This is a genomic window from Saccharothrix sp. 6-C (assembly GCF_016695385.1).
Classification (GTDB): domain Bacteria; phylum Actinomycetota; class Actinomycetes; order Mycobacteriales; family Pseudonocardiaceae; genus Actinosynnema; species Actinosynnema texasense.
This window is the reverse complement of record NZ_CP064192.1, coordinates 1,296,758-1,320,787: the sequence shown is the minus strand read 5'-3', so window position 1 is coordinate 1,320,787 and position 24,030 is coordinate 1,296,758. Positions and strand designations below refer to the sequence as shown.

General features: G+C 73.6%; 23 protein-coding genes. 17 read left to right on the top strand and 6 right to left on the bottom strand.

Annotated elements, in window-relative coordinates; all coding sequences use genetic code 11:
• The first annotated feature begins 20 nt into the window (after window positions 1-20).
• Both IOD16_RS06220 and IOD16_RS06215 read left to right on the top strand, forming a co-directional pair.
• Window positions 21-1,190: an acyl-CoA dehydrogenase family protein gene (locus IOD16_RS06220; RefSeq protein WP_201439248.1), complete on the top strand. Its 1,170-nt coding sequence runs from the start codon at window positions 21-23 to the stop codon at window positions 1,188-1,190.
• A 127-nt stretch (window positions 1,191-1,317) separates the two neighbouring features.
• The gene (locus IOD16_RS06215; RefSeq protein ID WP_201439247.1) at window positions 1,318-2,193 is read left to right on the top strand and encodes an alpha/beta fold hydrolase; all 876 of its coding nucleotides are present in this window, start codon (window positions 1,318-1,320) and stop codon (window positions 2,191-2,193) included.
• Here IOD16_RS06215 and IOD16_RS06210 read toward each other — a convergent pair.
• On the bottom strand, window positions 2,187-2,834 hold the full coding sequence (locus IOD16_RS06210; RefSeq protein ID WP_201439246.1) for a GntR family transcriptional regulator: 648 nt from the start codon (window positions 2,832-2,834) through the stop codon (window positions 2,187-2,189). The two genes, IOD16_RS06215 and IOD16_RS06210, sit on opposite strands and share 7 nt — an antisense overlap.
• A gap of 139 nt (window positions 2,835-2,973) precedes the next feature.
• On the opposite strand from IOD16_RS06210, the gene IOD16_RS06205 reads away from it, so the two are divergent.
• From IOD16_RS06205 to IOD16_RS06155, 11 genes are all read left to right on the top strand, one after another.
• On the top strand, window positions 2,974-3,918 hold the full coding sequence (locus IOD16_RS06205) for an asparaginase (RefSeq protein ID WP_201439245.1): 945 nt from the start codon (window positions 2,974-2,976) through the stop codon (window positions 3,916-3,918).
• A 39-nt stretch (window positions 3,919-3,957) separates the two neighbouring features.
• The gene (locus tag IOD16_RS06200) at window positions 3,958-4,272 is read left to right on the top strand and encodes a hypothetical protein (protein WP_201439244.1); all 315 of its coding nucleotides are present in this window, start codon (window positions 3,958-3,960) and stop codon (window positions 4,270-4,272) included.
• 46 nt (window positions 4,273-4,318) lie between these two features.
• Window positions 4,319-4,756 carry a peptide-methionine (R)-S-oxide reductase MsrB gene (gene msrB / locus IOD16_RS06195; RefSeq protein WP_123743261.1) on the top strand — a complete coding sequence of 146 codons (438 nt, stop codon included), beginning with the start codon at window positions 4,319-4,321 and terminating at the stop codon, window positions 4,754-4,756.
• Between the two features lie 233 nt (window positions 4,757-4,989).
• Window positions 4,990-5,910, top strand: coding sequence for a TIGR04222 domain-containing membrane protein (locus tag IOD16_RS06190; RefSeq protein ID WP_201439243.1), 921 nt, complete (start codon window positions 4,990-4,992; stop codon window positions 5,908-5,910).
• 63 nt (window positions 5,911-5,973) lie between these two features.
• Window positions 5,974-6,897: a TIGR04222 domain-containing membrane protein gene (locus tag IOD16_RS06185; RefSeq protein WP_201439242.1), complete on the top strand. Its 924-nt coding sequence runs from the start codon at window positions 5,974-5,976 to the stop codon at window positions 6,895-6,897.
• On the top strand, window positions 6,839-7,666 hold the full coding sequence (locus IOD16_RS06180; protein WP_201439241.1) for a TIGR04222 domain-containing membrane protein: 828 nt from the start codon (window positions 6,839-6,841) through the stop codon (window positions 7,664-7,666). The genes IOD16_RS06185 and IOD16_RS06180 overlap by 59 nt, the downstream gene beginning before the upstream one ends.
• 36 nt (window positions 7,667-7,702) lie before the next feature.
• Window positions 7,703-8,500 (top strand): DUF692 domain-containing protein, encoded by a 798-nt coding sequence (locus IOD16_RS06175; protein WP_201439240.1) that lies wholly within the window; start codon window positions 7,703-7,705, stop codon window positions 8,498-8,500.
• Complete coding sequence (locus IOD16_RS06170; protein ID WP_123743266.1) at window positions 8,497-8,841, top strand: hypothetical protein; 345 nt, start codon at window positions 8,497-8,499, stop codon at window positions 8,839-8,841. Before IOD16_RS06175 ends, IOD16_RS06170 begins: the two co-directional genes overlap by 4 nt.
• A 47-nt stretch (window positions 8,842-8,888) precedes the next feature.
• Entirely contained in the window at window positions 8,889-9,356 is a 468-nt protein-coding gene (locus IOD16_RS06165; RefSeq protein WP_442978094.1) for a hypothetical protein, read from the top strand.
• A 192-nt stretch (window positions 9,357-9,548) separates the two neighbouring features.
• Entirely contained in the window at window positions 9,549-12,773 is a 3,225-nt protein-coding gene (locus IOD16_RS06160; protein ID WP_236594777.1) for a S8 family serine peptidase, read from the top strand.
• Between the two features lie 276 nt (window positions 12,774-13,049).
• Window positions 13,050-16,253 carry a S8 family serine peptidase gene (locus IOD16_RS06155; protein WP_236594776.1) on the top strand — a complete coding sequence of 1,068 codons (3,204 nt, stop codon included), beginning with the start codon at window positions 13,050-13,052 and terminating at the stop codon, window positions 16,251-16,253.
• A gap of 85 nt (window positions 16,254-16,338) precedes the next feature.
• Here the strand turns inward: IOD16_RS06155 and IOD16_RS06150 are convergent, their stop codons facing one another.
• On the bottom strand, window positions 16,339-16,908 hold the full coding sequence (locus IOD16_RS06150) for a YbaB/EbfC family nucleoid-associated protein (RefSeq protein WP_201439238.1): 570 nt from the start codon (window positions 16,906-16,908) through the stop codon (window positions 16,339-16,341).
• A gap of 129 nt (window positions 16,909-17,037) precedes the next feature.
• Between IOD16_RS06150 and IOD16_RS06145 the strand changes: the two genes are divergently transcribed.
• From IOD16_RS06145 to IOD16_RS06135, 3 genes are read left to right on the top strand one after another with little or no spacing between them, the layout of a single operon-like run.
• Entirely contained in the window at window positions 17,038-17,388 is a 351-nt protein-coding gene (locus IOD16_RS06145; protein ID WP_201439237.1) for a hypothetical protein, read from the top strand.
• Complete coding sequence (locus IOD16_RS06140; RefSeq protein WP_170185070.1) at window positions 17,385-18,209, top strand: WXG100 family type VII secretion target; 825 nt, start codon at window positions 17,385-17,387, stop codon at window positions 18,207-18,209. Before IOD16_RS06145 ends, IOD16_RS06140 begins: the two co-directional genes overlap by 4 nt.
• On the top strand, window positions 18,209-18,808 hold the full coding sequence (locus IOD16_RS06135; protein WP_201439236.1) for a hypothetical protein: 600 nt from the start codon (window positions 18,209-18,211) through the stop codon (window positions 18,806-18,808). Before IOD16_RS06140 ends, IOD16_RS06135 begins: the two co-directional genes overlap by 1 nt.
• Here the strand turns inward: IOD16_RS06135 and hemQ are convergent.
• The 3 genes from hemQ to hemE are packed head-to-tail and all read right to left on the bottom strand — an operon-like array spanning window position 18,792 to window position 21,962.
• Window positions 18,792-19,484 (bottom strand): hydrogen peroxide-dependent heme synthase, encoded by a 693-nt coding sequence (gene hemQ / locus IOD16_RS06130; RefSeq protein ID WP_123743272.1) that lies wholly within the window; start codon window positions 19,482-19,484, stop codon window positions 18,792-18,794. The two genes, IOD16_RS06135 and hemQ, sit on opposite strands and share 17 nt — an antisense overlap.
• Before the next feature lie 16 nt (window positions 19,485-19,500).
• Window positions 19,501-20,913, bottom strand: coding sequence for a protoporphyrinogen oxidase (hemG, locus tag IOD16_RS06125; protein WP_201439235.1), 1,413 nt, complete (start codon window positions 20,911-20,913; stop codon window positions 19,501-19,503).
• Complete coding sequence (gene hemE / locus IOD16_RS06120) at window positions 20,910-21,962, bottom strand: uroporphyrinogen decarboxylase (RefSeq protein ID WP_201439234.1); 1,053 nt, start codon at window positions 21,960-21,962, stop codon at window positions 20,910-20,912. Before hemE ends, hemG begins: the two co-directional genes overlap by 4 nt.
• A gap of 97 nt (window positions 21,963-22,059) precedes the next feature.
• On the opposite strand from hemE, the gene IOD16_RS06115 reads away from it, so the two are divergent.
• Window positions 22,060-22,596: a DUF3000 domain-containing protein gene (locus tag IOD16_RS06115; protein ID WP_201439233.1), complete on the top strand. Its 537-nt coding sequence runs from the start codon at window positions 22,060-22,062 to the stop codon at window positions 22,594-22,596.
• A gap of 72 nt (window positions 22,597-22,668) precedes the next feature.
• Here IOD16_RS06115 and IOD16_RS06110 read toward each other — a convergent pair whose 3' ends face one another.
• Complete coding sequence (locus IOD16_RS06110) at window positions 22,669-23,832, bottom strand: dipeptidase (protein ID WP_201439232.1); 1,164 nt, start codon at window positions 23,830-23,832, stop codon at window positions 22,669-22,671.
• Between the last annotated feature and the right edge of the window lie 198 nt (window positions 23,833-24,030).

The following is a 24,030-nucleotide window of genomic DNA, read 5'->3' as shown; positions in this document are numbered from 1 at the left end:
AGGGTTAGAGGGAGGACGACATGGACTTCACGCTCGACGAGGAGCAGAAGGAGATCCGCGACTGGGTGCGGACCTTCGTGCGCAAGGAGGTGGCGCCGCTGGAGCCGGAGGTGCTGCGCCGCGAACGCCTGGGCCGGCCCGGTCTGACGCGTGACGAGCTGAAGGAGCTCCAGGACAAGGCGAAGGAGGCGGGCTTCTTCGGCGTGCTCACGCCGCAGGAGTACGGCGGCATGGGCCTGGGCGCGCTCATGACGGCGCTGCTGGAGGCCGAGCTGGGCCGCACGTTCGTGCCGTTCCGGTTCGGCGGGTACGCGGACAACATCCTGTTCCACGGCAACGAGGAGCAGAAGCAGCGCTACCTGCTGCCCACGATCTCCGGGGAGCGCGTGTCGTGCTTCGCGATCACCGAGCCCGGCGCGGGTTCCGACGCCAAGGCCATCCGCACGTCCGCCCGCAAGGAGGGCGGCGAGTGGGTGATCAACGGTGAGAAGACGTTCATCACGCAGGGCAACGAAGCCGACTTCGTGATGGTGTTCGCGGTGACGGACAAGGAGAAGGGCGCGGACGGCGGCGTCACGTGCTTCCTGGTCGACCGGGACATGGGCTGGAAGTCCGAGCCGATCCCGACCATGGGCCAGTGGGGTCCGGCCGCGCTGGTGTTCGACAACGTCCGCGTGCCCGAGGAGAACGTGCTCGGCGAGGTCGGCAAGGGCTTCCACCTGGCCATGCAGTGGATCGGCCAGGGCCGCTACCTGCTGCCCGCGCGGGCGCTCGGCTCGTGCGAGCGGCTGGTGGAGATGGCCATCGAGCAGGCCAAGACCCGGGTCACGTTCGGTCAGCCGATCGCCGAGTACCAGGCCATCCAGTGGATGCTCGCGGACTCGGCGGTGGAGATCGAGGCGCTGCGCTGGCTCGTGCTGCACGCGGCGTGGCTGGTCGACCAGGGCGCGGACTCGCGGCAGGCGCAGTCGATGGCGAAGCTGTACGGCGGCATCAAGGCGAACGAGATCGTGGACCGGGTCCTGCAGATCCACGGCGGCATGGGCTACACGCGCGAGCTGCCGATCGAGCGCTGGTACCGGGAGCTGCGGCTGCTGCGCATCTACGAGGGCACCGACGAGATCCAGCGCCGCACGATCGCCCGCAACCTGCTCAAGGGCCACGCGAAGGTGACCGGCACGCTCGGCTGACCAGGGTCCCTGGCGGGGTCGCGCGACCGGCTCCGCCAGGCACCCCGTCAGAGGTAGGGCTGACCCCACCAGGGCTCCGGGAGCGCGCACCAGGGACTCAGCGCGACCACCCGACCACGATGAGTGCATGCGATCACGATCGGCGCCCTTCGAATCCGACCTGACGCGGCAGCGCGTCACGACACCCGCGGGCACGTTCGACGCCATCGCGTCCGGCCCCGCCGCCGGCCGCAAGGTGTTGCTCCTGCACGGCGGGCTGGAGTGCGGGATCGCGTGGCGGCACCAACTGCGGGCGTTGGGCGCCCACGGGTACCTGGCGGTGGCGCCGGACCTGCGCGGCTACTCGCCGGGCGTCCGGCCGCGCCACCCGGGCGCGTACGCGCTGGAGCACGCGGCGCGGGACGTGGTCGAGATCGCGGACGCGCTGGGCTGGACGAGGTTCGACCTGGTCGGGCACGACCTGGGCGGGCTCGCGGCGTGGGTCGCGGCGGCGCGGTTCCCGCTGCGGGTGCGCACGTTGACGGTCGTGTCCGCGCCGCACCCCGGCGCTCTCGCCGAGGCGTTGCGCACGGACCCGGACCAGCGTCGCCGGTGGGCGCGCCTGGACCACCTGCGCGAGCCCGGCGTCGCCGAACGCGCCCTGCTGGCGGACGACGCCGCGCGGTTGCGGGCCGGCTGGCCGCCGGTGATCCCGCCGGAGCGGGTGGCGCAGTACGTGCGGAAGCTGACCGAGCCGGGCGCGCTGACCGCGGCGCTGAACTGGCACCGCGCCAACGACCTCACCGCCGCCGACGCCGACCGCGACCGCCCGGTGTCGACGCCGACGCGGTACCTGTGGGGTGAGGACGACGCGGTGTTCTCACCCGACACGGCGCAGGACACGGCGCGCTGGGCCACCGGGCCGTACTGGTTCGAGGTGCTGCCGGGCGCGGGCCGCTTCGTGCCGGAGGAGGCGGCGGAGCAGACGACGCTGCACCTGCTCGACCACCTGGCCGGCTACTGAGCGAGGCTGGTGAGCATCTGGGCGCAGACGCGGGCCAGGTGCTTGCGCATGACGTCGGACGCGCGGGACGGGTCGGCGGCGGCGATGGCGGCCACCAGGGCGTCGTGGTCGTCCAACGACGCGTGCTGGTGCGGCGGGTCGTCGCGCAGGCCGCTGCGCAGCAGCACCACCCGCTGCTGCACCAGCCGCACCTGCTCGGCGATCCGGGGGCTGCGCGCCGCGTGCAGCAACGCCTGGTGGAACGCCAGGTCCAGCCGGTACGGGAAGCGCTCGCCCGCCGAGTACGCCCGGCGCGACTCCTCGCACACCGCGCGCAGCCGCACCACGTCCGCCTCGGTCCGCCGGGACGCCGCCAGCTCAACCGCCGCGCACTCCAGCGCCGTCCGCAGCTCGAACAGCGCCTGCACGTCCGCTTTGTCGGCGACCGGCACGGAAGCGCCCCGGTGCGGCGCCAGCACCAGCAGCCCTTCGGACGCCAGGTGCCGGATCGCCTCGCGCAGCGGCCCCCGGGAGATGCCCAGCCGCTGGGCCAGCTCGACCTCGTTCACCCGCGTGCCGGGCGGGATGTCGCCGGTCAGCACCAGCTCGCGGAGCACGTCCACGGCCTGACCGGCCAAGCTCAAGTGCAGGGGAGGTGTCACGAACGTCTCCTAGCGCGAGATGTCACCCGCGATGTTAACTGTCGACAGTTGGCAGCGTGTCGGCGCACCACACGCATCGCCGCGCACAGGGGCACGGCCGCACACGGGCGCGCACGGCCGCGAAGGGTCGGGAGGACGCATGACGCACGAACTGGTCGCCGAGGTCTGGCGTGGTGAGTTCATCGAGTCCGTGCACCACGGTTCCGTCATCGCCCTCGACCGCGCGGGTCGGGAAGCGCTGTCCCTCGGCCGCCCGCACGACACCACCTACCCGCGCTCGTCCAACAAGCCGGTCCAGGCGCTGGCCATGCTCCGCCACGGGCTCGACCTGGAGAGCGAGCTGCTGGCCCTGGCCTGCGCGAGCCACTCCGGCGAGGACTTCCACGTCGACGGCGTCCACCGCGTCCTGCGCGCGCACGGCCTGACCGAGGCCGACCTCCAGTGCACGCCGGACGTCCCGATCGGCGAGGACGCCCTCAGGTCGCACCTGGCGGCGGGCCGAGCCAAGGCGCCGCAGTACATGAACTGCTCGGGCAAGCACGCCGCCATGCTGGCCACCTGCGTGGTCAACGGGTGGTCGACCCACGACTACCTCGACCCCGGCCACCCCCTCCAGCGGGCCATCCGCGACACCCTGGAGGAACTGGCCGGCGAGCGGGTCGGCGCGGAAGGCGTCGACGGCTGCGGCGCGCCGCTGCTCGGCATCAGCCTCACCGGCCTGGCCAGGGCGTTCGGCGCGCTGGCCGGTGCGCCTGACGGTCCGGAGCAGCGGATCGCGCGGGCGATGAACGCCCACCCCGAGTGGGTCGGCGGCACGAACCGCGACGTCACGAAGCTCATGCGGGCGATCCCGGGCGCGGTGGCCAAGGACGGCGCGGAGGGCGTCTACGCGATCGGCCTGCCGACCGGCGAGGCCGTGGCGTGCAAGATCGCGGACGGGTCCAGCCGCGCCAGGGCGGTGGTCCTGGTGGCCGCGTTGCGCAAGCTGGGAGTGGACGCGCCGGACGAGCTGGCGACGTTCCCGGTGCTCGGTCACGGCCGCCCGGTCGGCGCCGTCCGACCGTCGCCCGCCCTGGCGAGCTGAGCCGCCCAGCGGCTTGAAGCGCCGGCTACGCTGGGTGCCATGGCCAGCGCCAGAGCCGCCGACGCACCCGACGAGCGCCCGCAGGGCGCGATCGACGACGAGCTGATCGGCCTCGACCCCGACGACCCCGAGACCAGGGCGTTCGCCGAGCACCTCGGTCGGATGCAGCAGCAGCCACCCAGCTTCACCATCGAGGGCACGGTCGCGGGCGTCGCGAACTTCGCGGACTCGGCGAACCGGGCGGGCGGCCTGCGCAGGCTCACCGCGGTCATCGTGGTGGGCCTCATCCTGCTGGGGGTGCTGATCAGCGTCTGGTACTACCTGGGGACCCTCGTCTGGGTGTTCTTCTACTGACCCGCGCCGGCGGCTCGGCCGTCGGGGACTCGTCTAACGTGGAGGTATGGAACCTGTCGTCGGCGCCACCCCGAAGGTGGTCCACTCCGAGCTGGAGTGGCGGGAGATCCTGACCCCCAAGGAGTACGCGGTGCTGCGCGACGCGGGCACCGAGCCCGCCTGGGTCGGCGAGTACACGGACACCAAGACCGAGGGCCTCTACGAGTGCCGCGCGTGCGGCGCCGAGCTGTTCCGCAGCGACACCAAGTTCGACTCGCACTGCGGCTGGCCGTCGTTCTTCTCGCCGCTGGCCGGTGACTCGGTGATCCTGCGCGAGGACCGCGCGCACGGCATGGTCCGCACGGAGGTGTTGTGCGCGACCTGCCACAGCCACCTCGGGCACGTGTTCGAGGGTGAGGGCTACGCCACGCCAACGGATCAGCGCTACTGCATCAACTCGGTGAGTTTGCGTCTGGTCGAAACCACCGGTGATCGAGCAGACTGAAAGCGCTACGCCGAATGATGACTGATCCACTCCAGGAGGAATCATGCGCATCTTCAAGGGCACTGACGGCGAAGGCTCCGGCGGCGTGGACGGCGCGTCGTCCTCCTGACCGACCACCGTCGGACGGCCGACCCTAAGGCTTGCTCAAGCCCCCTTGCCGAAGTGTGGCCTGGCGCACACGATTCCCCCTAGCTGGTGGGCGTGGACCCACCGAGGGCCACAGGGGGTGGACCGTGGAGCGACCGTGGGGGCTTTCAGGCCCGGAATTCCTTGAGCTGTACTGGATCGCGCTAGCCGCGTCGCTGGCCTTCGCGATCTTCGTCCGAGTGCGCCTGCGGGGGACGCGGGGAGACACCCCCGCGGGCGCGCCCGGCTTGTTGGACATCGCCTACCTGACCGGCGGACCGCGGCGGGTCGTGGAGACGTCGGTCGCCTCGCTCATCGACTCGGGCGCCCTGGTGCCCGCGCGCAGCGGGTCCGTGCGCGTCGTCGGCGAGCCCGTCGCCGACCACCCGGTCGACCGGGCCGTGCTCGCCGACGCGAAGCGCTACCGCTACCGGACGTTGACGCTGCTGATCACGTCGCTGGCGGAGAGGGACGAGCCCCGCGAGGTCGGCCGGCGGCTGGCCGAACAGGGCTACCTGGTCGCGCCGGACGTGGTGAAGCGGTGGTTGCGGGCGGGTGTCACGCCGATGGCGCTGTTGTTCGTCGTCGGTGTCGTGCGCTGGATCAACGGACAGGTGATCAACGCGCCCGTGTGGTTCCTGACGTTGCAGCTCGTGCTGACGGGCGTGCTCATCTGGGGGCTGCTGCAGGCGGCCCAGGTGACGCGCACCGCGAAGGGCCGGGCCGAGGTGGCGAACGCCCGCGAGCGCGGGATCTCCGGGGTGTGGCGCCGGACCGGCTCGGCGAACGCCGCCGAGGTGGTCGCCCTCAACGGTTTCGACGGCCACCCGAACATCACGTTGCGCGTGGCGGCACGTCCGCGTCCCCGCCCCCGGGTGGCGTCCGGCGGCGCTTACGCGGCCGGCTCGTACACCGCGTCGGGCAGCGGGTGCGGAAGCGGCGGCGGGAGCAGCTGTTCCAGCGGCAGTGGCAGCAGCTGCGGCGGCGGCGGGGGCGGCTGCGGTGGCGGCGGCGGGGGCGGGGGCTGACGGGGTGCTTACGCTTCCGTGACGACGGCCGGGTGCGGCCCGACGGCTCCTAGGGTGGCGGCCATGACGTTCCTGTGGTGGTACGGCCCGGCGCTCGTCGTCGCGGTGGTGGTGGGCCTGCGGGTGAAGCGGGTCGCCGGCGCCGTGCCCGACCGGCCGCTGTCGTTCGAGGAGATCGGTTACCTCGGTGGCGGCCCGGTGCGGGCGGTCGAGGTGGCGTTGGCCGGGTTGGTGGCCGAGAACCGGGCGCGGGTGTCCGGTCCGGTGGCCGCGGCGGTGCCCGGCGAGGAGCAGCCGGCCACCGCGTTGCAGGCGGTCGTGCTCGCCCGGCTCGCCCGGCCGTGCGACCTGGACGAGCTCGTGGTCGGCGCGGCCACCAGCGGTCCCGCCCGGCAGCTCGGGCAACGCCTGGTCGCGGCAGGCCTGCTGGTCTCGCCGCGGCGGCGGTTGGCGCGGGCGGTGCTGGCGGTCGTGCCGGTGGCGGCGCTCGTGGTGGTCGCCGTCCTCGCGGGTCCGGGCGGGTGGGTGACGGTCACCGCGCTGTCGGTCGCCGGCGTGCTCGGGGTCCTGCTGCTGCTGGGTCCGCCGCCCGTCCTCACGCGGAGGGGCGCGCGGGCGTACGAGGAGGCCACGGCGGGCCTCGCCCCGGTCGACCCGGCCGAAGTGACCGCCCGCTACGGCCTGGTCCGGTCCGCGCGCGTCGCCGAGCCGCCCGTGCCGCGCAAGGGGGCGGCGCGGGCGGACACGGCGGTGTTCGACGGTGAACGGGCGGAACCGATCGCACCTGCGGAAACGTCTCAGGCACCACTCCCCCGGCGCAGGCGCGCCGTGGTGGTCGAACCGCAACGCTGGCAGCGGCGCAACGGGTGGCTGGTGGCAGGCGGGTGGTTCGCGGGTGGGTGGTTGGCCGCGCAGTGGTTGGAGGGCGATGACGGTGGCGACTCAGTGGACGCCGACTTCGGCGGGTTCGGCGGGTTCGACGCCTGAGCCGGGGTGGGAGGAGCAGGGCTTCCTGGTCGGCGGACCGGGCCGGGCGGCCGAGGTGGCGGTGGTGTCCCTGGTCGAGGCGGGCGCCGTGCGGATCTCGCGCGCGGGCCTGGTCAGCGCGGTGGGCCGGCCCGGTCACGGCGGGAGCCCGGTGCAGGCGCGCGTGCTGCGCTCGCTGCCCGGCTCGCTGGGCGACGTGATCGCCGCGACGGCCAAGAGCGCCGAGGCGCAGTCGCTGCGGCCGCACCTGGTCGACCGGGGTCTGGTCACACCGCCCGTGCGGCGGCAGGTGGCACGGCGGACGCGCCAGCTGCTGATCGCGGCGGCGGTGGGGGCCGTGGTCGCGACGATCGTGCTGGAGCTGCCGTTCCCGGTGGCCCTCGGCGCGGTGTTCGGCGGGGTGGTGCTGACGCTCGTGCTGGGCCGGGTCGGCCGGCCGTTGACCCCCGCCGGCCGGCGCGCGGTGCAGCGGCTCAAGGCGGTCGCCGTGTCGCCGAACCGGGTCGCGCTGGTCGCGTGCTACGGGCTGTTGGGCAAGGTCGAGCGCCACCACGTGTGGGAGGTGCTCGGCATGTCGCCGGCCGCGGCGGCCACGCTCCGGCGACGGTCGCGCGGGAGCGCTTCCGACGGCGGCGGTGGGGCGTCGTGCGGCGGAGGGTGCGGCAGCTGCTCCAGCAGCAGCTGTGGTAGCGGTAGCAGCAGCGGTTCCGACAGCGGCGGCTCGTCGTGCGGCGGTGGCGGCTGCGGTGGCGGTGGCGGCGGCGACTGACGCCGGCCGGGGACGACGACGAAAGGCAGGTGGCCCGTGGAGAAGCTGGGTGTCGGCATCGGCTGGCGGCCGGAGATCGACCTCACCGTCGAACGCCTGCCCGGCGTCGACTTCGTGGAGGTCGTCGCGGAGAACCTGCACGTCGGGCACCTGCCCGAGTCCGTCCTCCTGCTGCGGGAACGGGGCGTCCCCGTGCTGCCGCACGCGGTCTCGCTCTCGCTCGGTGGCGCGGAACCCGTGGACCCGCAACGGGTCGCGCACCTGGGCGCCCTGGCCGAGGCGCTGGACGCGCCGCTGGTCAGCGACCACGTGTGCTTCGTGCGCGCGGGCGGCCTCGACTCCGGTCACCTCATGCCGCTGCCCCGCACCCGCGACGCGCTCGACGTGCTCGTCGCCAACGTCAGGGCCGCCCAGCAGGACCTGCCCGTCCCCCTCGCCCTGGAGAACGTCGCCGCGCTCCTCGACTGGCCGGACGGCGAGCTGACCGAGGGCCAGTTCCTGGCCGAGCTGGTCGACCGCACCGACTGCCACCTCCTGGTCGACGTCGCCAACCTCTACGCCAACGCCCGCAACCTGGGCACCGACGTCGCCCGCTTCCTCGACGAGATCCCGCTGGAGCGCCTCGCTTACGTGCACGTCGCGGGCGGCGAGGAGCACCAGGGCGTCTACCACGACACGCACGCCCACGCCGTGCTCCCCGAGGTGCTGGACGTCCTCGCCGAGCTGCGCGCCCGCGTCGACCCGCCGGGCGTGCTGCTCGAACGCGACGACGACTACCCCGCGGACGCCGAGCTGGCCGACGAGCTGGCCGCGATCCGGGCGGTGCTGGGGTGACCCAGCCCCAGCGCGACCGGCTGGCCGCGGCGCAGGCCGAGCTGCTGCGGGCGCTGCTGGCCGACGGCGCCGTGCCCGAGGGGTTCGACGCGGAGCGGGTGCGCATCGAGAAACGCGCGCTGCTCGGCAAACGGCGCGGGATCGTGGCGATGCTCCAGCCCGAGGTGGCGGCCGAGCTGGGCGACCGGTTCCGCCCCCTGTTCGACGCCTACGCGGGCAGCCACCCCAAAGAGGTCGGCACGCGCTTCCGCGAGGACGCCGCCCGCTTCGCCGAGTGGGCGGTCGCGCGGGGCGAGCTGGCGCCGCCGAAGAGAAGGCGGTGGTGGCGGCGCGCAACCTGATCGGCGGCCCGTTCCGTCCCAGCGGCATGTGGCGAAGGACTTGGCCCTTGGGCGTGCTGTTGCTGGCCACCGCGTGCGGTGCGATCGACGCGGGCGGGACGGCGTGCACCGCGATCGGCACGCGCACCGGCGTTTCGGTGGACGTCGAGCACCCCGGCGTGGTGTCCGGGACGATCGAGGTTTGCTGGGACGACTTCTGTGCAACCCCCGGACTGGAGCTGTACCCGTCGAGCCGGGTCGTCGGGACGACCTGCACCGGTGCTTCGCCGGATGACTCGTGCAGCGCGCGCTCCGAGCCGACGGAAGGGAAGCACGGGTTCGCCGATCTGCCGCAGCTGCCCGTCAAGCCGGTCACGGTGACCCTGAAGCTGCTGGACCAATCCGGTTCTGCCCTGGTGGACCGGAATATCGCGCTGACCCCCGAAATGGTCTACCCCAACGGTCCGGACTGCCCAGCCGGTGGGCCACAGGCAGGTATCTCAGTTGGTGCCGACGGCTCTGTCACTGAACGGTAGGTAACCGTTTGCTCGGCTGAATTGGTCAAGAACATGCCGACCAATCAGCGGCTGTCGGCCCCCTCGTGACCCTCTAGCGTCGATGACGTCAAGGGCGACGTCGCTCTCGGTACATCCGCCGCCACCGCGGGTAGCCAGCCCTTCCGGCCGCGTGCCCGCCACGCGCGGCACTCACCGGGAGGTTCGACACAGTTGAAGAGCAAACGCATGCGTGGCCTGGTGTGGGGAGCCGTGCTCGTCGCGGCCGGCCTCACGGCGAGCGGTCCGGGGGTGTCGGGCGCGGAGGAGGCCCGGCCCACGACCGGCGAGCACCACGAAGTCACCCTGATCACCGGCGACAAGGTCGTGCTCCTCGACGACCGGGTCAGCGCGCTGGTCGCCGCGCCGGGACGGGAACGCGCGGTGTTCCACAGCTACCGGCGCGACGGTCACCTGCACGTCGTGCCGCGCGACGCGGCGAAAGCCGTCTCGCAGGGCAAGCTGGACCCGCGGCTGTTCGACGTCACGGGGCTGGTCGAGGCCGGCTACGACGACCGCGGCCGTGACACGGTGCCGCTGATCGTCACCGGCGAGCAGGAGCCGGCCGCCGCCGGTCTGCGCGTCGGCCGCCCGCTGCCCGCGGTCGGCTCGTACGCCGCGCAGGTGGTCAAGTCGGAGGCCGGGGACACCTGGCGCACGCTCGTGTCGAGGGCGAGCGTGCGCAAGGTGTGGTTGGACGGGGTGCGCCGACCGAGCCTGGACCGCTCCACCGCGCAGATCGGCGCGCCGACCGCGTGGCGGGCGGGGCACACCGGCAAGGGCGTGAAGGTGGCCGTGCTGGACACCGGCGTCGACCAGGACCACCCGGACCTCGCGGGTCACGAGGTCGCGGAGCGCAACTTCACCGACGACCCGGACAACACCGACGGCGTCGGCCACGGCACGCACGTCGCCGCGACGATCGCGAGCTCGGGCGCGAAGTACAAGGGCGTCGCACCGGACGCGGACCTGCTGGACGGCAAGGTGTGCGTGCTCTCCGGCTGCCAGGAGTCGGCGATCGTGGCGGGCATGCAGTGGGCCGCCGAGCAGGGCGCGGACATCGTGAACCTCAGCATCGGCGGCGGCGACACGGCCGAGCTGGACCCGTTGGAAGAGGCCGTGAACACGCTGTCCGCGCGGACCGGCGTGCTGTTCGTGATCGCGGCGGGCAACAACTCCCGCCCCGAGACGATCAGCTCGCCCGGCAGCGCCGACGCCGCGCTGACGGTGGGCGCGGTGGACCGGCAGGACGGCATCGCGGCGTTCTCCAGCCGCGGGCCGCGCGTCGGCGACGGCGCGGTCAAGCCCGACATCACCGCGCCGGGCGTGGACATCGTGGCCGCGAAGTCGAGCAGCGGCACGGTCGGCACACCGGCCGGCGACGGGTACGTGTCCATGTCGGGCACGTCCATGGCGACGCCGCACGTGGCGGGCGCGGCGGCGGTGCTCGCGCAGCAGCACCCGGACTGGACGGGCGCGCAGATCAAGGCGGCGCTGGTGGCGTCGGCGAAGAACAACCCGGCGCTCACCGCGTTCGACCAGGGCGCGGGCCGCGTCGACCTCGCCAAGGCCATCACCACCTCGGTCACCGCCGAGCCCTCGAGCCTGGCCCTGGGCCTGCAGGAGTGGCCGCACACCGACGACACCCCGATCACCAAGACCGTGACCTACCGCAACGAAGGCGCCGCGCCGCTCACGTTGTCGCTGGCCACCCAGGTGACGGGCCCCGACGGCGGCACCGCGCCCGCGGGCCTGGTCGGCGTGTCGCCGGCGAAGGTGACCGTGCCGGCGGGCGGTGCGGCGACGGCCTCGGTCACCGCCGACACCCGGCTCGGCTCGCAGGACGGCCTGTACGTGGGTTCGGTGGTGGCGACCGGCGGTCCGACACCGCTGCGCACCGCGCTCAGCGTGAACCGCGAGGTGGAGAGCTACGACGTCCGGTTCGACTTCGTGGACGGCTCGGGCGCCGCGGCGGCCGACTACTACACGTCGGTCATCGGGCTGAGCAACGGCACGTTCGCCTTCCCCTACGACGCGGACGGCTCGTTCACGCTGCGGCTGCCGAGGGGCGAGTACTTCACCAACTCCGACGTGCAGACCGACGACACGCGGCTGGCGCTGCTGCCCCGGCCGGGGCTGAGCGTCACCGCCGACACCACGGTCACGCTCGACGCGCGCACCGCCAAACCGGTGAAGATCACCCCGCCGGACGCGGGCGCGGAGGAGGCGTTGGGCGACGTGACGATGGTGCGCGCCCACGGCGACCGGCAGGCCAGCGTGAGCACCGCGTTCCTCGGCGGTTTCGGTCCGAACGTGTCCATCGCGCACGTCGGACCGGAGCTGGCGGCGGGCGACCTGACCGCGTTGCTGGGCGCGCAGTTCCGCGGCACGCCCGACGGCGACGCGCCGGTGACCTACCGGCTCGCCTGGACGCGGCAGGGCAGCATGCCCGTCGGGTTCGTCAAGGACGTCGCCGCGAGCGAGCTGGCCGAGGTGCGGACGACGTTCGGTCCCGGGCCGGCGGGCCGCACGTTCGGCCACGGCGGCAACCCGATCACCGCGGGCGGCGTCGGCGGCTGGTCGTGGCTGCCGTCCGTGGCCTCGCCCGGCGAGGCGGTCGACCGGGTCACCGCGGACCTCGCGTGGTCGTGGGGCTTCCTCCAGTTCGGCGCGGACGGCGCGGTCGAGGCGACGCTCACCTCGCCGGAACGCACCTACCAGCGGGGTGCCGCGCACGACGAGCGGTTCAACGACCCGGTGTTCTCCCCCGCGCTGCCCGAGTCGCGGTCGCCGTACCTGGCGCGCAGCGGCGACGAGATCAGCTTCGCGGTGCCGCTGTTCACCGACCGGGCGGGCAACGGCGGCAACGCGGCGGTGTCGTCGGCCCGGACCACGCTGCTGCGCGACGGCACGAAGGTCGGCGAGACGCCGTACGCGGCCAACGGGCTGTTCGAGGTGCCGTCGGGCGCGGCGGTCTACCGGGTGGAGACCGACGCGGTGCGGACGGCCGGCACCTCGGAGTTCGCCACGAAGGTGAGCGCCGCGTGGACGTTCCGCTCGGACACGGCGGCCGACGACCGGCAGGTGCCGCTGCCGCTGTCGGTGGTGCGGTTCACGCCCGAGCTGGACGCGGGCGGCGCGACGCCGAAGGGCCGGTCCCTGCGCGTGCCGCTGACCGTGCAGCAGCAGGAGGGCGCGGCCAACGGCCGGGTCGACCGGATCGACGTCGAGGTGTCCTTCGACGACGGCACGACCTGGACCGCGGCCCCGGTGTCGGGCGGTGTCGCCACCATCGCGAACCCGGGCGCGGCCGGTTACGGCTCGATCCGGGTGAAGGCGACCGACAGCGACGGCAACGCCTTGGAGCACACCGTGATCCGGGCGTACAAGATCGTCTGATCGGGTCGGGAGGGGCGTTCGCGACCGGCGGGCGCCCTTCCCGGCGAGCAACGCCCGTTGGGCTGCCCGGCGGCCCCCGCGCACCGCGTTGGGCCGCTGAATCCGGTCCCCCGACTGGATAGCGTCGAAGAGCCGGGGGGTGGCGCCTGTTCGGGTTCACCGCTGTCGCCTCGCCTCCCGCAGGCGCGTTCTCGCGACGCGCTCAACCAGATTCGGGAGGTATCTGCGTTGAATCCAGGACCACGAAGGCGCGGTGTCGCTTGGGGGGCCGCGTTGTTGGCGGTCGGGCTGACCGCCGGCGCCGCGACGGCCATCGCCTCGCCCGAACCGTTACCGCCGTCGGCCCAACCGGGCCCCACCGGCGGCGAGCGGCACACCGTCACCCTGGTCACCGGCGACCGGGTCGTCGTCGCCGGTGACTCGCTCCTGTCGGTCACGCCGGGCCCGGACCGCGACGGCATCACGTTCCACCGGTTCCTGCGGGCCGGCCGGCTGCACGTCGTCCCGCGCGACGCCGCCCGGCCGCTGGCCGACGGCAAGCTCGACCTGCGCCTGTTCGACGTCACCGGGCTGGTCGAGGCGGGCTACGACGACGCGCGCCGCGACACCGTGCCGCTGATCATCGCCGGCGACCAGCCGCGCACCGGCGGCGTCCAGGTCACCCGCGCGCTGCCCACCATCGGTTCGGTGGCCGCGCGCACCGCCAAGGCCGACACGGCGGCGGTGTTCCAGGGCCTGGTGAACGACCCGGGCGTGCGGAAGGTCTGGCTGGACGGCATCCGCACACCCAGCCTCGACCGCTCCGTCGCGCAGATCGGCGCGCCGACCGCGTGGCAGGCCGGGTACACGGGCAAGGGCGTGAAGGTCGCCGTGCTCGACAGCGGCGTCGACCAGACGCACCCCGACCTGGCGGGCCGCGAGGTCCTCGAGCGCAACTTCACCGAGGACCCCGACAACAGCGACCTGGTCGGCCACGGCACGCACGTCGCCGCCACGGTCGCCAGCGCCGGCGCGAAGTACCGGGGCGTCGCGCCGGACGCGCAGATCCTCGACGGCAAGGTGTGCTCCCTGAACTGCGCCGAGTCCTGGATCGTCGACGGCATGCGGTGGGCCGCCGAGCAGGGCGCGGACGTGATCAACATGAGCCTGGGCGGCCGGGACACCCCGGACGTCGACCCGCTGGAGGAGGCGGTCGAGACGCTGTCGGCGCAGACCGGCACGCTGTTCGTGGTGGCCGCGGGCAACTCCGGCGCTCCCGGCACGCTCAGCTCGCCGGCCAGCGCGGACGCGGCGCTCGCCGTCGGCGCGGTCGGGCGGGACGACGACATCGCGGGCTTCTCCAGCCGCGGTCCCCGCGTCGGCGACGGGGCGCCCAGGCCGGACATCACCGCGCCCGGCGTGGACATCGTCGCGGCCAAGTCCGGCACCGGCCAGATCGGCACCCCGGTGGACGACCAGCACGTCTCCGTGTCCGGCACCTCGATGGCCACCCCGCACGTCGCGGGCGCGGCGGCGCTGGTCGCCCAACAACACCCCGACTGGACCGGCGCGCAGATCAAGGCCGCCCTCATGGCCTCGGCCGAGAACAACCCCGCGCTCACCGCGTTCGACCAGGGCACCGGCCGCGTCGACCTGACCAAGGCCATCACCACCACGGTGATGGCCGACCCGCCGTCGCTCGCGCTCGGCGTGCAGGCGTGGCCGCACGAGGACGACGTCGCGACCAGCAAGGAGTTCGCCGTCCGCAACACCGGCGCGCAGCCGGTCACGCTCGACCTCGCCATCGACGCCAAGGGCCCCGGCGGCGCGCCCGTGCCGTCCGGCGTGTTCACCGTCAGCCCCGCCACGCTCACCGTGCCGGCGGGCGGCGAGGCCAAGGCCACCGTCACCGCCGACACCAAGGCGGCGACCGCGGACGGCGCGTACAGCGGCACCGTCGTCGCCACCGCCGGCGGCGCCGTCCGACTGCGCGTGCCGATCGGCGTGCACCGCGAGGTCGAGAGCTACGACGTCACGTTCGACTTCATCGACGCGGAAGGCCGGCCCGCGGTCGACTACTTCGCGTTCGTGATCGGCCTCGACGACGACACGGCCGTGTTCCCGAGCGGCTCCGGCGGCAAGGCCTCCGCCCGGCTGCCCGTCGGCGAGTACCTGGTCGTGACCGAGGTCCTGACCAACGGCACGAAGAACGCCGTGCTGCCGCAGCCGAGCCTGCGCGTCGGCCGCGACACCACCTCGGTCACCGCGGACGCGCGCAAGGCGAAACCGGTCTCCATCACGTTCCCCGACCCGAAGGCGGAACCGTCGTTCGGCGACCTGCTGATCACCCGCAGCAGGGACGGCCGGCTGATCACGGCCATCGGCACGGGCGTCGCCGGCGGCTTCGGCGACACGTCGATCGGGCACCTCGGGCCCGAGCTGCCCGCCGCCGACCTGACCGTGATGCTGGGCACGCAGGCCGCCGGCACGCCGGTCGGCACGACGCCGGTCACCTACCGGCTCGCGTGGACCGAGCACGGCAAGGTGCCCACCGGGCTCGTCCGCGCGCCGAGCAAGCGGGACCTGGCCGAGGTGTGGACGGACTTCGGCCCCGGTCCGGCGGGCAAGGAGTACCGCCACGCCGGCTTCCCCGTGCTGCACGACGCGCTGGGCGGGATCAACCTCGACACGCCGGTGACGTCGTCGGGCAAGGCCATCGACTACGTCGGCACGCCGTCGGGCGTCGGGTGGGCGTGGTCGCTCGCGCAGTTCGGCGAGGGCGGGATCGAGGCCCAGCTCGACTCGACGCTGCGCGCCTACCGGCCGGGGCGCACGCACCGGGAGCGGTTCAACCACCCGGTGTTCGGACCGGCCGTGCCCGTCGTCCGGTTCCCGTACCTGTCCAGGACGGGTGACGTGGTCGACTTCTCGCTGCCGCTGTTCGGCGACCGGGACGGCAACCTCGGCCGGTCGCTGACGTCGTCGGCCCGCACCGCGTTGCTGCGCGACGGCGTCGTGGTCGGCGAGACGGACCAGCCGGCCACCGGCCGGTTCACCGTGCCGCCGGGCGCGGCCGGCTTCCGCCTCGAAACGCAGGCCGTGCGCGCGCCGGGAGTCTCCGAGTTCACCTCGGCGGTCAGCGGCGCGTGGACGTTCCGCTCGGACACCGCGCCGGGTGACCAGGCCAAGCCGCTGCCGTTGACCGCGGTCCGGTTCGCCCCCGCGCTCGACGCGACCGGCGCCGCGCCCGCCGGCCGGGTGCTTCGGGTGCCGTTCGTGGTCGAGCAGCAGCAGGGCGCGGCCAACGGCCGGGTCGGCCGGGTCCGGGTCGAGGTGTCCTTCGACGACGGCGGGTCGTGGTCGTCGGCGGCCGTGGTCGGGCGCACCGCCTTCGTGCGCAACCCCGCCACCGCCGGGCACGCGTCGCTGCGCATCAAGGGCTCGGACAGCTCGGGCAACACGTTCGAGCAGACCGTGATCCGCGCTTACAAGATCGGTTAGGCGGACGAGGGGGCGCCCGCGGGCGCCCCCTCTCCCCGCGACGAAGGGAACGCGTTCGAGCACACCGTGATCCGGACCTACCGGGTCACCACGTGTCCTTGCGGAAGATCGAGCCGCCCTCGTCCGGGTCGTCGTCCACCGGTGGGCGGCGCGCGGGCGGCGGCTGCTGCTGGAACGTCTGCGGCGGGGGCGGCGGCTGCGGGTAGTTCCGCACCGGCTGCTGGAACGTCTGGGGCGGCTGCTCGTGCGGCCGGGGCCCACCCGGCGCGCCCGGTCCACCCGGTCCGGGCATCCCCGGCGCGCTCGGCAGCACCGGCGGCGTCGGGCCGAGGCCGAGCTCGGACGGGTCGATCGAGCTGTCCTCCAGCAGCGGCGCGGCCAGCGCCTGCACCTGCTTCGACGCCTCCGCCGACGCCTGGAACACCAGGTTCAGCAGGTTCGCCGCCAGCTCGCGGCCGTTGCGCAGGGCCCGGTCGTCGATGCGCAGGTCGACCAGCTGGCCGTTCGCGGTCACGGTCGCGGTCAGCAGCCCGTCACCGGACTTCCTGGTCACCCGCAGCCCGGCCAGCTGCCCCTGCAGCTCGCCCGCCTGCTGCTGCTTCTGCTCGGCGAGTTCGGTGATCCGCGCCAGCTTCTGTTCCAGGTCTTCCCGCATCGCGCCCCCGATCCGCTGTACTACTGTCTGCCGCAGGCTAGTGCACCGAACGGCGGCGCAATTCGCGATCCGGTGGAACCAGGACGTGACCGCGACCGTCCGAGTGGTCGGTATCGGGGAGGTGGCGCGATGACGGCGAAGTTCGACGTCAGGCTGGACGGCATCCTGGAGTTCGCGGGCACGTCGGTCCGCCGGGGAGACCGGTTCGACCAGGTCATGGCCGCGTTGGAGGCCGCGAAGGTCGGCCGCGAGTCGTTCGGCAAGATGCCGTCCAGCGGCGACGTCTACGCCTCCTACGAGGAACGCGTGACCTCGACCATGAACGATCTCAAGGAATGCGCCGAGGCGATGCGGGACATCGCCGAATCGGTGCGCGACACCGCCGAGGACTACCAGGGCGTCGACGGCGGGATCGGCGAGATCCTCACCGACATCGTCCAAGGCCTCGAAGGGCTGACGATTCCGAAGGTGGGCGGATGAGTCCCAGCACGACCGTCGAGGTCAACAACAAGATCGAGACTTTCCTGAACGGCTGCCCCGGTCCGATCCAGGGCATCATCCGGCCGTTGCTCAACCCGTTCCTGGAGGCCATCGACTGGGTCGCGGGCGACCCGGACGACCTGATCCGCGCGGCCGACGCGTGGGAGAAGGCCGCCACCGACATCCGCTCGATCGTGTCGGACGAGGCGAGCGCGCGGCAGACCGTCAGCGGCGTGTGGCAGGGCCCGGCGGCGGACAAGTTCAACGGCAGGCTGACCGAGATCGAAGAGCAGATCGACCAGCTCGCCCAGAACGTGCAGGACACGTCCGGGATGCTGGTCGAGGCCGCCAAGGGCTGCGTCGACTCGGCGAACCTGATCATCGACCTCGTCATCGACCTGATCATGATGCTGGTGACCGACCTGCTGGTGAGCCTCGCGCTCTCGGTGGTCAGCTTCGGCGCGTCGCTGGCCGCCGGCGCCGCCGCGGCCGCCGCCAAGGCCGCGGCCACCCTCGGCAAGGTCTTCAAGATCGTGAAGAAGCTCGCCGACCTGCTGATGAAGCTGTCGAACATGCTGCGCAAGCTGGCCGAGGCCGCCAAGGCGTACAAGGCCGGGCTGAAGGCGATCAAGGCCCTGAAGAAGGCCGCGGGCACGTTCAGCAAGGAAGGCATCGCGCTCGGCGTGGCCAAGTCGATCTACACCGCGCCGGTGCGCATCCCGCTGGGCCAGGCGCTGGGCGAGTCGGTGCCGGGCGGGCCCGCGGGCGGCCTGTTCAACATGGGCAAGGACGTCTACGACTACGCCACCGACGACGACTGATGCCGCTGGTCGACGACCTGGAGGTGTGGGGGGACGACGCGCGCCGCGCGTTGGCCCCCGGTGAGGTCCTGCTCGCGATCACGTCCGTCGGCGTGGCCTACGGCGCGCGCGGCGGGGCCGAACCGGACTTCTGGACCACGCCCGCGGGCCAGCTCGCCGACCGGGTGAACCGGGCCGTGCCCGAGCCGAAGGGCTGGGTCGGCAAGGCGTTGACCGGTGTCGGCGGGGTGGCGTTCGCGTCGCCGTCGGTGGACCTGCCGAGCGACTTCCCGGAGAGCTGGATCGGCGGGCGCACCTGCTTCGGCCCGGCCGGGTCGTCGGCCAGGCAGCTCGAAGCGGTGGCCACCGGGCACAGCTTCTTCGCCGTCACGGCGCAGCGGGTCGTCGCCCTCGTCGACGTCGACGACCGGATGCGGGTGACCTGGGCGATGCCGCGTGACGCCGTGGTGGCGGCCAGGCGCCGCCCCCGGCTGCTCGCGCGGGGACGGTTCGGCCTGGTCTTCGCCGACGGCTCGTGGATCGTGCTCGGCACGTTCGGCTCCCACGTGGGCAGCGCGCACGCCAAGCGCGTCGTCGCCGCCCTTACGGCAGGTTCGTGACCAGCTCGGCGGCCGGCACGCGGGTGCCGGTGTAGAACGGGACCTCCTCGCGCACGTGGCGACGCGCCTCCGTGCCGCGCAGGTGCCGCATGAGGTCGACGATGCGGTGCAGCTCGTCGGCCTCGAACGCCAGCATCCACTCGTAGTCGCCCAGCGCGAACGACGCGACCGTGTTCGCCCGCACGTCCGGGTAGTCCCGCGCCTCCTTGCCGTGGTCGGCGAGCATGCGGCGGCGGTCCTCCTCCGGCAGCAGGTACCACTCGTAGGACCGCACGAACGGGTACACGCACACGTACTTGCGCGCTTCCTCGCCCGCCAGGAACGCCGGGATGTGGCTGCGGTTGAACTCGGCGGGCCGGTGCAGCGCGACCTGGCTCCACACCGGGGTGGACACGCGGCCCACGGCGGTGCGGCGGAACCCGGAGTAGGCCTGCTGGACCTGCTCGATCTCCTCGGCGTGCCACCAGATCAGGTAGTCGGCGTCCGCGCGCAGGCCCGCCACGTCGTACACGCCGCGCACCACGACGCCCTTGGCCTCCAGGCCGTCCAGGTACTCCTGCGCCTCGGCGGCGGCCGGGCCGCGGTCGTCGGGCAGGCGACCGGGCTCGACCCGGAAGACCGACCACATGGTGTAGCGGATGGTGTCGTTGAGTTCGTTGTAGTTCAGGCGGGCCATGGCCCAATCCTCTCACTCAGCGGACGTCGCCGAGGACGTGAGTGGCGACACGGGCGGCCGCCGCGTCACCCGTGGCGATGCACGCGGGGATGCCGACGCCGTGCAGCGTGGCGCCCGCCACGGCCAGGCCGGGCAGGGCGGCGACCGCGTCCTCGATGTCCCGGACGAGGTCCAGGTGGCCCACGCCGTACTGGGGCAGACCGCCACCCCATCGGGTGACCGCGGTGTCGATCGGCCGGGCCGTGACGCCGGTCAGCTCGCGCAGGTCGTGCCGGACGGCCGCGACCAGCTCGTCGTCGTCGCGCTGCAACAGGTGCGCCTCGCCGTGCCTGCCGACGCTGCCGCGCACCAGCACGGGCTCGCCGGCCAGGTGCCCCCACTTGCGGCTGGAGAAGGTGAACGCCTTCGCGGTGAACGGCACGCCGTCGGCGGCCCGCTCGTCCTCGGCCAGCAGCACGCCGGACCGCTCGGGCAGCTCCGTGCCGGGCGGCAGGGCCAGCGCGACCACCGCCATCGACGCCAGCTCGACCTCGCCGTAGCGGCGGGACGCGGCGGGCGCGACGTCGGCGAGCAGCTTGCGCGCGGCGGGCGCGGGCACGGCGAGGACCACGCCGTCCACGTCCAGGTGCGCCGGCGCGGCGGCGGAGCCGATCTCCAGCCGCCAGCCGTGCTCGCGGCGGACCACAGCGCGCACCGGCAGGCCGAGCCGGATCTCGGCCGCGTCCGCCAGGCGGTCGACCACCGTCGACAGGCCGTCACGCAGCGTCCCGAAGACCGGCGGTCGGGCGACCCCCGGCCGGGGTGGCGCGGGGACCGCGGTCGCGGCGGCGGCCAGCAGCGACCCGACGCCCGAGTCGAGCGCGCGGGCCAGCTGCGGCATGGTGGCGCGCAGCCCGAGCACCTCGGTCCGGCCCGCGTACACCCCGCCGAGCAGCGGTCCGACCAGGCGGTCGCCCACCTCGGGCCCGAACCGCTCGCGCAGCAGCGCGCCCACGGACACGTCCGCGCCGTCCAGCCGGATCGGCGGCAGGTCCGGTTCGGCGGCGACCCGGCGCAGACCCTCGTGCGACAACACCTCGCGCAGGGCGTCGGCCGACGCGGGGACACCCATCAGGGTGTGCCCGGGGATGGGCCGCGTGTCGCCGGCGGCGTGCACGCTCGCCCGCGCGCCCGTCGGGTGGACCAGGCCGTCGGCCAGGCCCAGCTCGGTGATCAGCCCGGTGGCCTCGGGGCGGCGGTGCAGGAACGCCTCCGCGCCCACGTCGTAGGCGCGCCCGCCGACCTCGGCGGTGCGCAGCTTGCCGCCCAGCCGCTCGGCCTGCTCGACCACGGTGATCTCGGCGCGCGGACCGAGCAGCCGGCGCAGGCGGTGCGCGGCGGCGAGGCCGGAGATCCCGCCGCCGACCACCGCCACCCGCGGCGCGCTCATGCGGACCGGTGCACCAGCTCGACGGCCCGGGTGATCACGTCCGGGTCGGTGTCCGGCAGCACGCCGTGACCCAGGTTGAAGATGTGCCCGGCGGCGGCCCGGCCCTCGCGCTTGATCCGCTCGACCTCCCGCTCCAGCGCGGGCAGGCCGGCGAACAGCAGCGCCGGGTCGAGGTTGCCCTGCACCACCGGCTTCGGCAGGTCCGGCGCGGCCCGCTGCAACCGCTCGACCGCCACGTCCAGCGGTGTGCGCCAGTCGACGCCGACCACGTCCGCGCCGGCCTCGCGCATCGCGGGCAGCAGCTCGCCCGTGCCGACGCCGAAGTGGATGCGCGGCACGCCCTCGACGCTCCGCAGCACCCTGGTGGAGTGCGGCAGCACGAACTCGCGGTAGTCCCGCTCGGACAGCGCGCCCGCCCACGAGTCGAACAGCTGGACCGCCTTCACGCCCGCGCGCACCTGCACCCGCAGGAACTCGGCGGTGATGTCCGCCAGCCGCGCCAGCAGCGCGTGCCACAGGTGCGGGTCGCCGTGCATGAGGGCCTTGGTGCGCTCGTGGTGCTTGCTCGGGCCGCCCTCGACCAGGTACGAGGCCAGGGTGAACGGCGCGCCGGCGAAACCGATCAGCGGCACGTCCCCGAGCTCGGCGTTGAGCAGCCCGATCGCGTCGGCCACCGGGCGCACCTGCTCCTCGTGCAACTCCGGGATGGCCTTGACGTCGGACTCCGTCGAGATCGGCTTGGCCACCACCGGGCCGGTGCCCGGCACGATGTCCAGGTCCACGCCGGCGGCCTTGAGCGGCACGACGATGTCGGAGAACAGGATCGCGCCGTCCACGTCGTGGCGGCGCACCGGCTGGAGGGTGATCTCGCAGACCATCCCCGGGTCCATGCAGGCGTCCAGCATCGCGGTGCCTTCGCGCAGCTTGCGGTACTCCGGCAGCGAGCGGCCCGCCTGGCGCATGAACCAGACCGGGGTGCGTGACGGCCTGCCGCCGCGCGCGGCGACGAGCAACGGGGCTTCGGTGATGTCGTTCATCTCGCCCTCCATCGTCCCACGGGCTGGGCCGGGGACGTCTTCGGGCGGCGTCTTCAGGCACGGCGTGCCGCGCTCACGTTCCGAGGTTTAGGGGCCTACAGTCCGTGGTGTGACGGAGCCCGAACTGTTCCAGCGGGCGGTGGCGACGCTGCGGTCGGTGCGAACCCGGCCCGAACTGGAGTTGACCGAGGTGCGCCCGCCGCAACGGCTGGCGCCTTGGTCCTTCGCGGTGACCGCGGAGGTGACGGGGCCGGCCGACGAGCTGTCCACGGGACGGCTGGTGCTGCTGCACGACCCGGACGGGGTCGAGGCGTGGTCGGGCGTGTTCCGGCTGGTCGCCTACGTGCGCGTGGAGCTGGACGCGGAACTGGCCGCCGACCCCCTGCTGCCCGAGGTGGGGTGGTCGTGGCTGGTGGAGGCGCTGGAGGTGGCCGGGGCGGAGTTCCTGGCGCTGGGCGGGACCGTCACGCAGACGTCGTCGGCGAGGTTCGGCGACATCGCCGGCCCGGCCCGCACGGACGACCTGGAGCTGCGCGCCTCCTGGACCGCCCGGACCGCCGACCTGGCCGCCCACGGCACCGCCTTCTTCGACGTCATGGCGACCGCCGTGGGCCTGCCCCCGGTCGGCGTCACCACGCTCCGCTGACCGGGTCCTCCTCCACCGCGCGCCCGGACGGTCGTGGGCGGGCCGCGCTGGACCACGCCCGGCTCGTGCCCGTCAGTCGTTCGCGCGGAGCACCCGCAGGGCGTTGAGGCCGGCGAGCTTCGCGCAGTCGTCCTCGCTCCACCCCCGGTCCAGCAGGGCCCCGACCAGGTCCGGGTAGCGGGAGACGTCCTCCATGCCCTCCGGCAGGGCGCGCGTCCCGTCGTAGTCGCCGCCCAGGCCGATGTGGTCGATGCCGGCCACCTCCCGGGCGTGCTCCAGGTGGGCGAGGACGTCGTCCACGCTCACGCGGGGTGTGGGGCCGGCGTCCGGCCACGAGTCCGCGAACCGGTGGCGGGCGTCGAGGTCGTTGTGGTTCTCCCCCGCCGCCTCCATCGCCTCCCGGAGCCGGGCGTCCCAGTCGACGTAGGCCTGCGACAGGAAGTGCGGCACGAACGTCACCATGCACACGCCGTCGTTGTCCCTGAGCCGCGCCAGCACGTCGTCGGGCACGTTGCGGGGGTGGTCGGCGACCGCGCGGCACGACGAGTGGCTGAAGAGCACCGGCCGCGTGGAGACCTCCAGGGCGTCCCGCATGGTGGACGGCGCGACGTGCGACAGGTCGACCAGCATCCCGATGCGGTTCATCTCGCGCACCACGTCGCGCCCGAAGTCGGTCAGCCCGCCGTGCACCGGCTCGTCGGTCGCCGAGTCCGCCCACGGCGTGTTCTCGTTGTGGGTGAGCGTCATGTAGCGCACGCCGAGCCGCCGCAGCGCGCGCAACACGCCCAACGACCCGTTGATGCTGTGTCCGCCCTCCGCGCCGATCAGGGAGGCTATCCGCCCGTCCCGGAAGGCCCGTTCAGCCTCGTCGGCGGTGGTCGCGATGCGCAGGTGGTCGGGGTAGCGCGCGGCGAGGTCGTGCACCAGGTCGACTTGCTCCAGCACGGCGGTGACGGCTGCGTCGCCCGCCAGCCGGCAGGGCACCCAGACGGACCAGAACTGCATGCCCAACCGGCCCTCGCGCGCCCGCGCCAGGTCGGTCTGGAGGGCGGGCTGCCGGACCGTCAGGTCGACGGTCGAGACGGACGAGACCGGATCACCGGCCGTTGACTTTTCACCGAATTGCCCCGAGGCGACGAGATCGCGCAGCGCCCACGGCAGGTCGTTGTGCCCGTCGACGAGGGGCACCCGGGCCAGCAGTTCCTCGGCCCGGCCTCGACCTGTGGTGCTCGCCACCCGCAACTCCTTGATGTCGTCGTGAGAACCGCTCGCGTTACGTGCCCGATCGAGTTGTCAGCCGATCGTGTGACAGCGGGGGCCATCAGTGACAACTCATTCGGGATAGATACCCGATTGATCGTCCCGTAGACCCGCTTGGGCGGCTACGCTGCCCCAGACGACACCACTTTCGGTCGATCAGTGGCGCGGCTGATT

What these genes read in the sequence shown, in the direction of transcription:
- IOD16_RS06220 (WP_201439248.1), top strand. Translation starts at nt 21, where the DNA reads ATGGACTTCACGCTCGACGAGGAGCAGAAGGAGATCCGCGACTGGGTG.
- IOD16_RS06185 (WP_201439242.1), top strand. Translation starts at nt 5,974, where the DNA reads ATGACGTTCCTGTGGTGGTACGGCCCGGCGCTCGTCGTCGCGGTGGTG.
- hemG (WP_201439235.1), bottom strand. Translation starts at nt 20,913, where the DNA reads ATGAGCGCGCCGCGGGTGGCGGTGGTCGGCGGCGGGATCTCCGGCCTC.
- msrB (WP_123743261.1), top strand. Translation starts at nt 4,319, where the DNA reads ATGGAACCTGTCGTCGGCGCCACCCCGAAGGTGGTCCACTCCGAGCTG.
- IOD16_RS06140 (WP_170185070.1), top strand. Translation starts at nt 17,385, where the DNA reads ATGAGTCCCAGCACGACCGTCGAGGTCAACAACAAGATCGAGACTTTC.
- hemQ (WP_123743272.1), bottom strand. Translation starts at nt 19,484, where the DNA reads ATGGCCCGCCTGAACTACAACGAACTCAACGACACCATCCGCTACACC.
- IOD16_RS06135 (WP_201439236.1), top strand. Translation starts at nt 18,209, where the DNA reads ATGCCGCTGGTCGACGACCTGGAGGTGTGGGGGGACGACGCGCGCCGC.
- IOD16_RS06200 (WP_201439244.1), top strand. Translation starts at nt 3,958, where the DNA reads ATGGCCAGCGCCAGAGCCGCCGACGCACCCGACGAGCGCCCGCAGGGC.
- hemE (WP_201439234.1), bottom strand. Translation starts at nt 21,962, where the DNA reads ATGGAGGGCGAGATGAACGACATCACCGAAGCCCCGTTGCTCGTCGCC.
- IOD16_RS06215 (WP_201439247.1), top strand. Translation starts at nt 1,318, where the DNA reads ATGCGATCACGATCGGCGCCCTTCGAATCCGACCTGACGCGGCAGCGC.
- IOD16_RS06205 (WP_201439245.1), top strand. Translation starts at nt 2,974, where the DNA reads ATGACGCACGAACTGGTCGCCGAGGTCTGGCGTGGTGAGTTCATCGAG.
- IOD16_RS06145 (WP_201439237.1), top strand. Translation starts at nt 17,038, where the DNA reads ATGACGGCGAAGTTCGACGTCAGGCTGGACGGCATCCTGGAGTTCGCG.
- IOD16_RS06150 (WP_201439238.1), bottom strand. Translation starts at nt 16,908, where the DNA reads ATGCGGGAAGACCTGGAACAGAAGCTGGCGCGGATCACCGAACTCGCC.
- IOD16_RS06180 (WP_201439241.1), top strand. Translation starts at nt 6,839, where the DNA reads ATGACGGTGGCGACTCAGTGGACGCCGACTTCGGCGGGTTCGGCGGGT.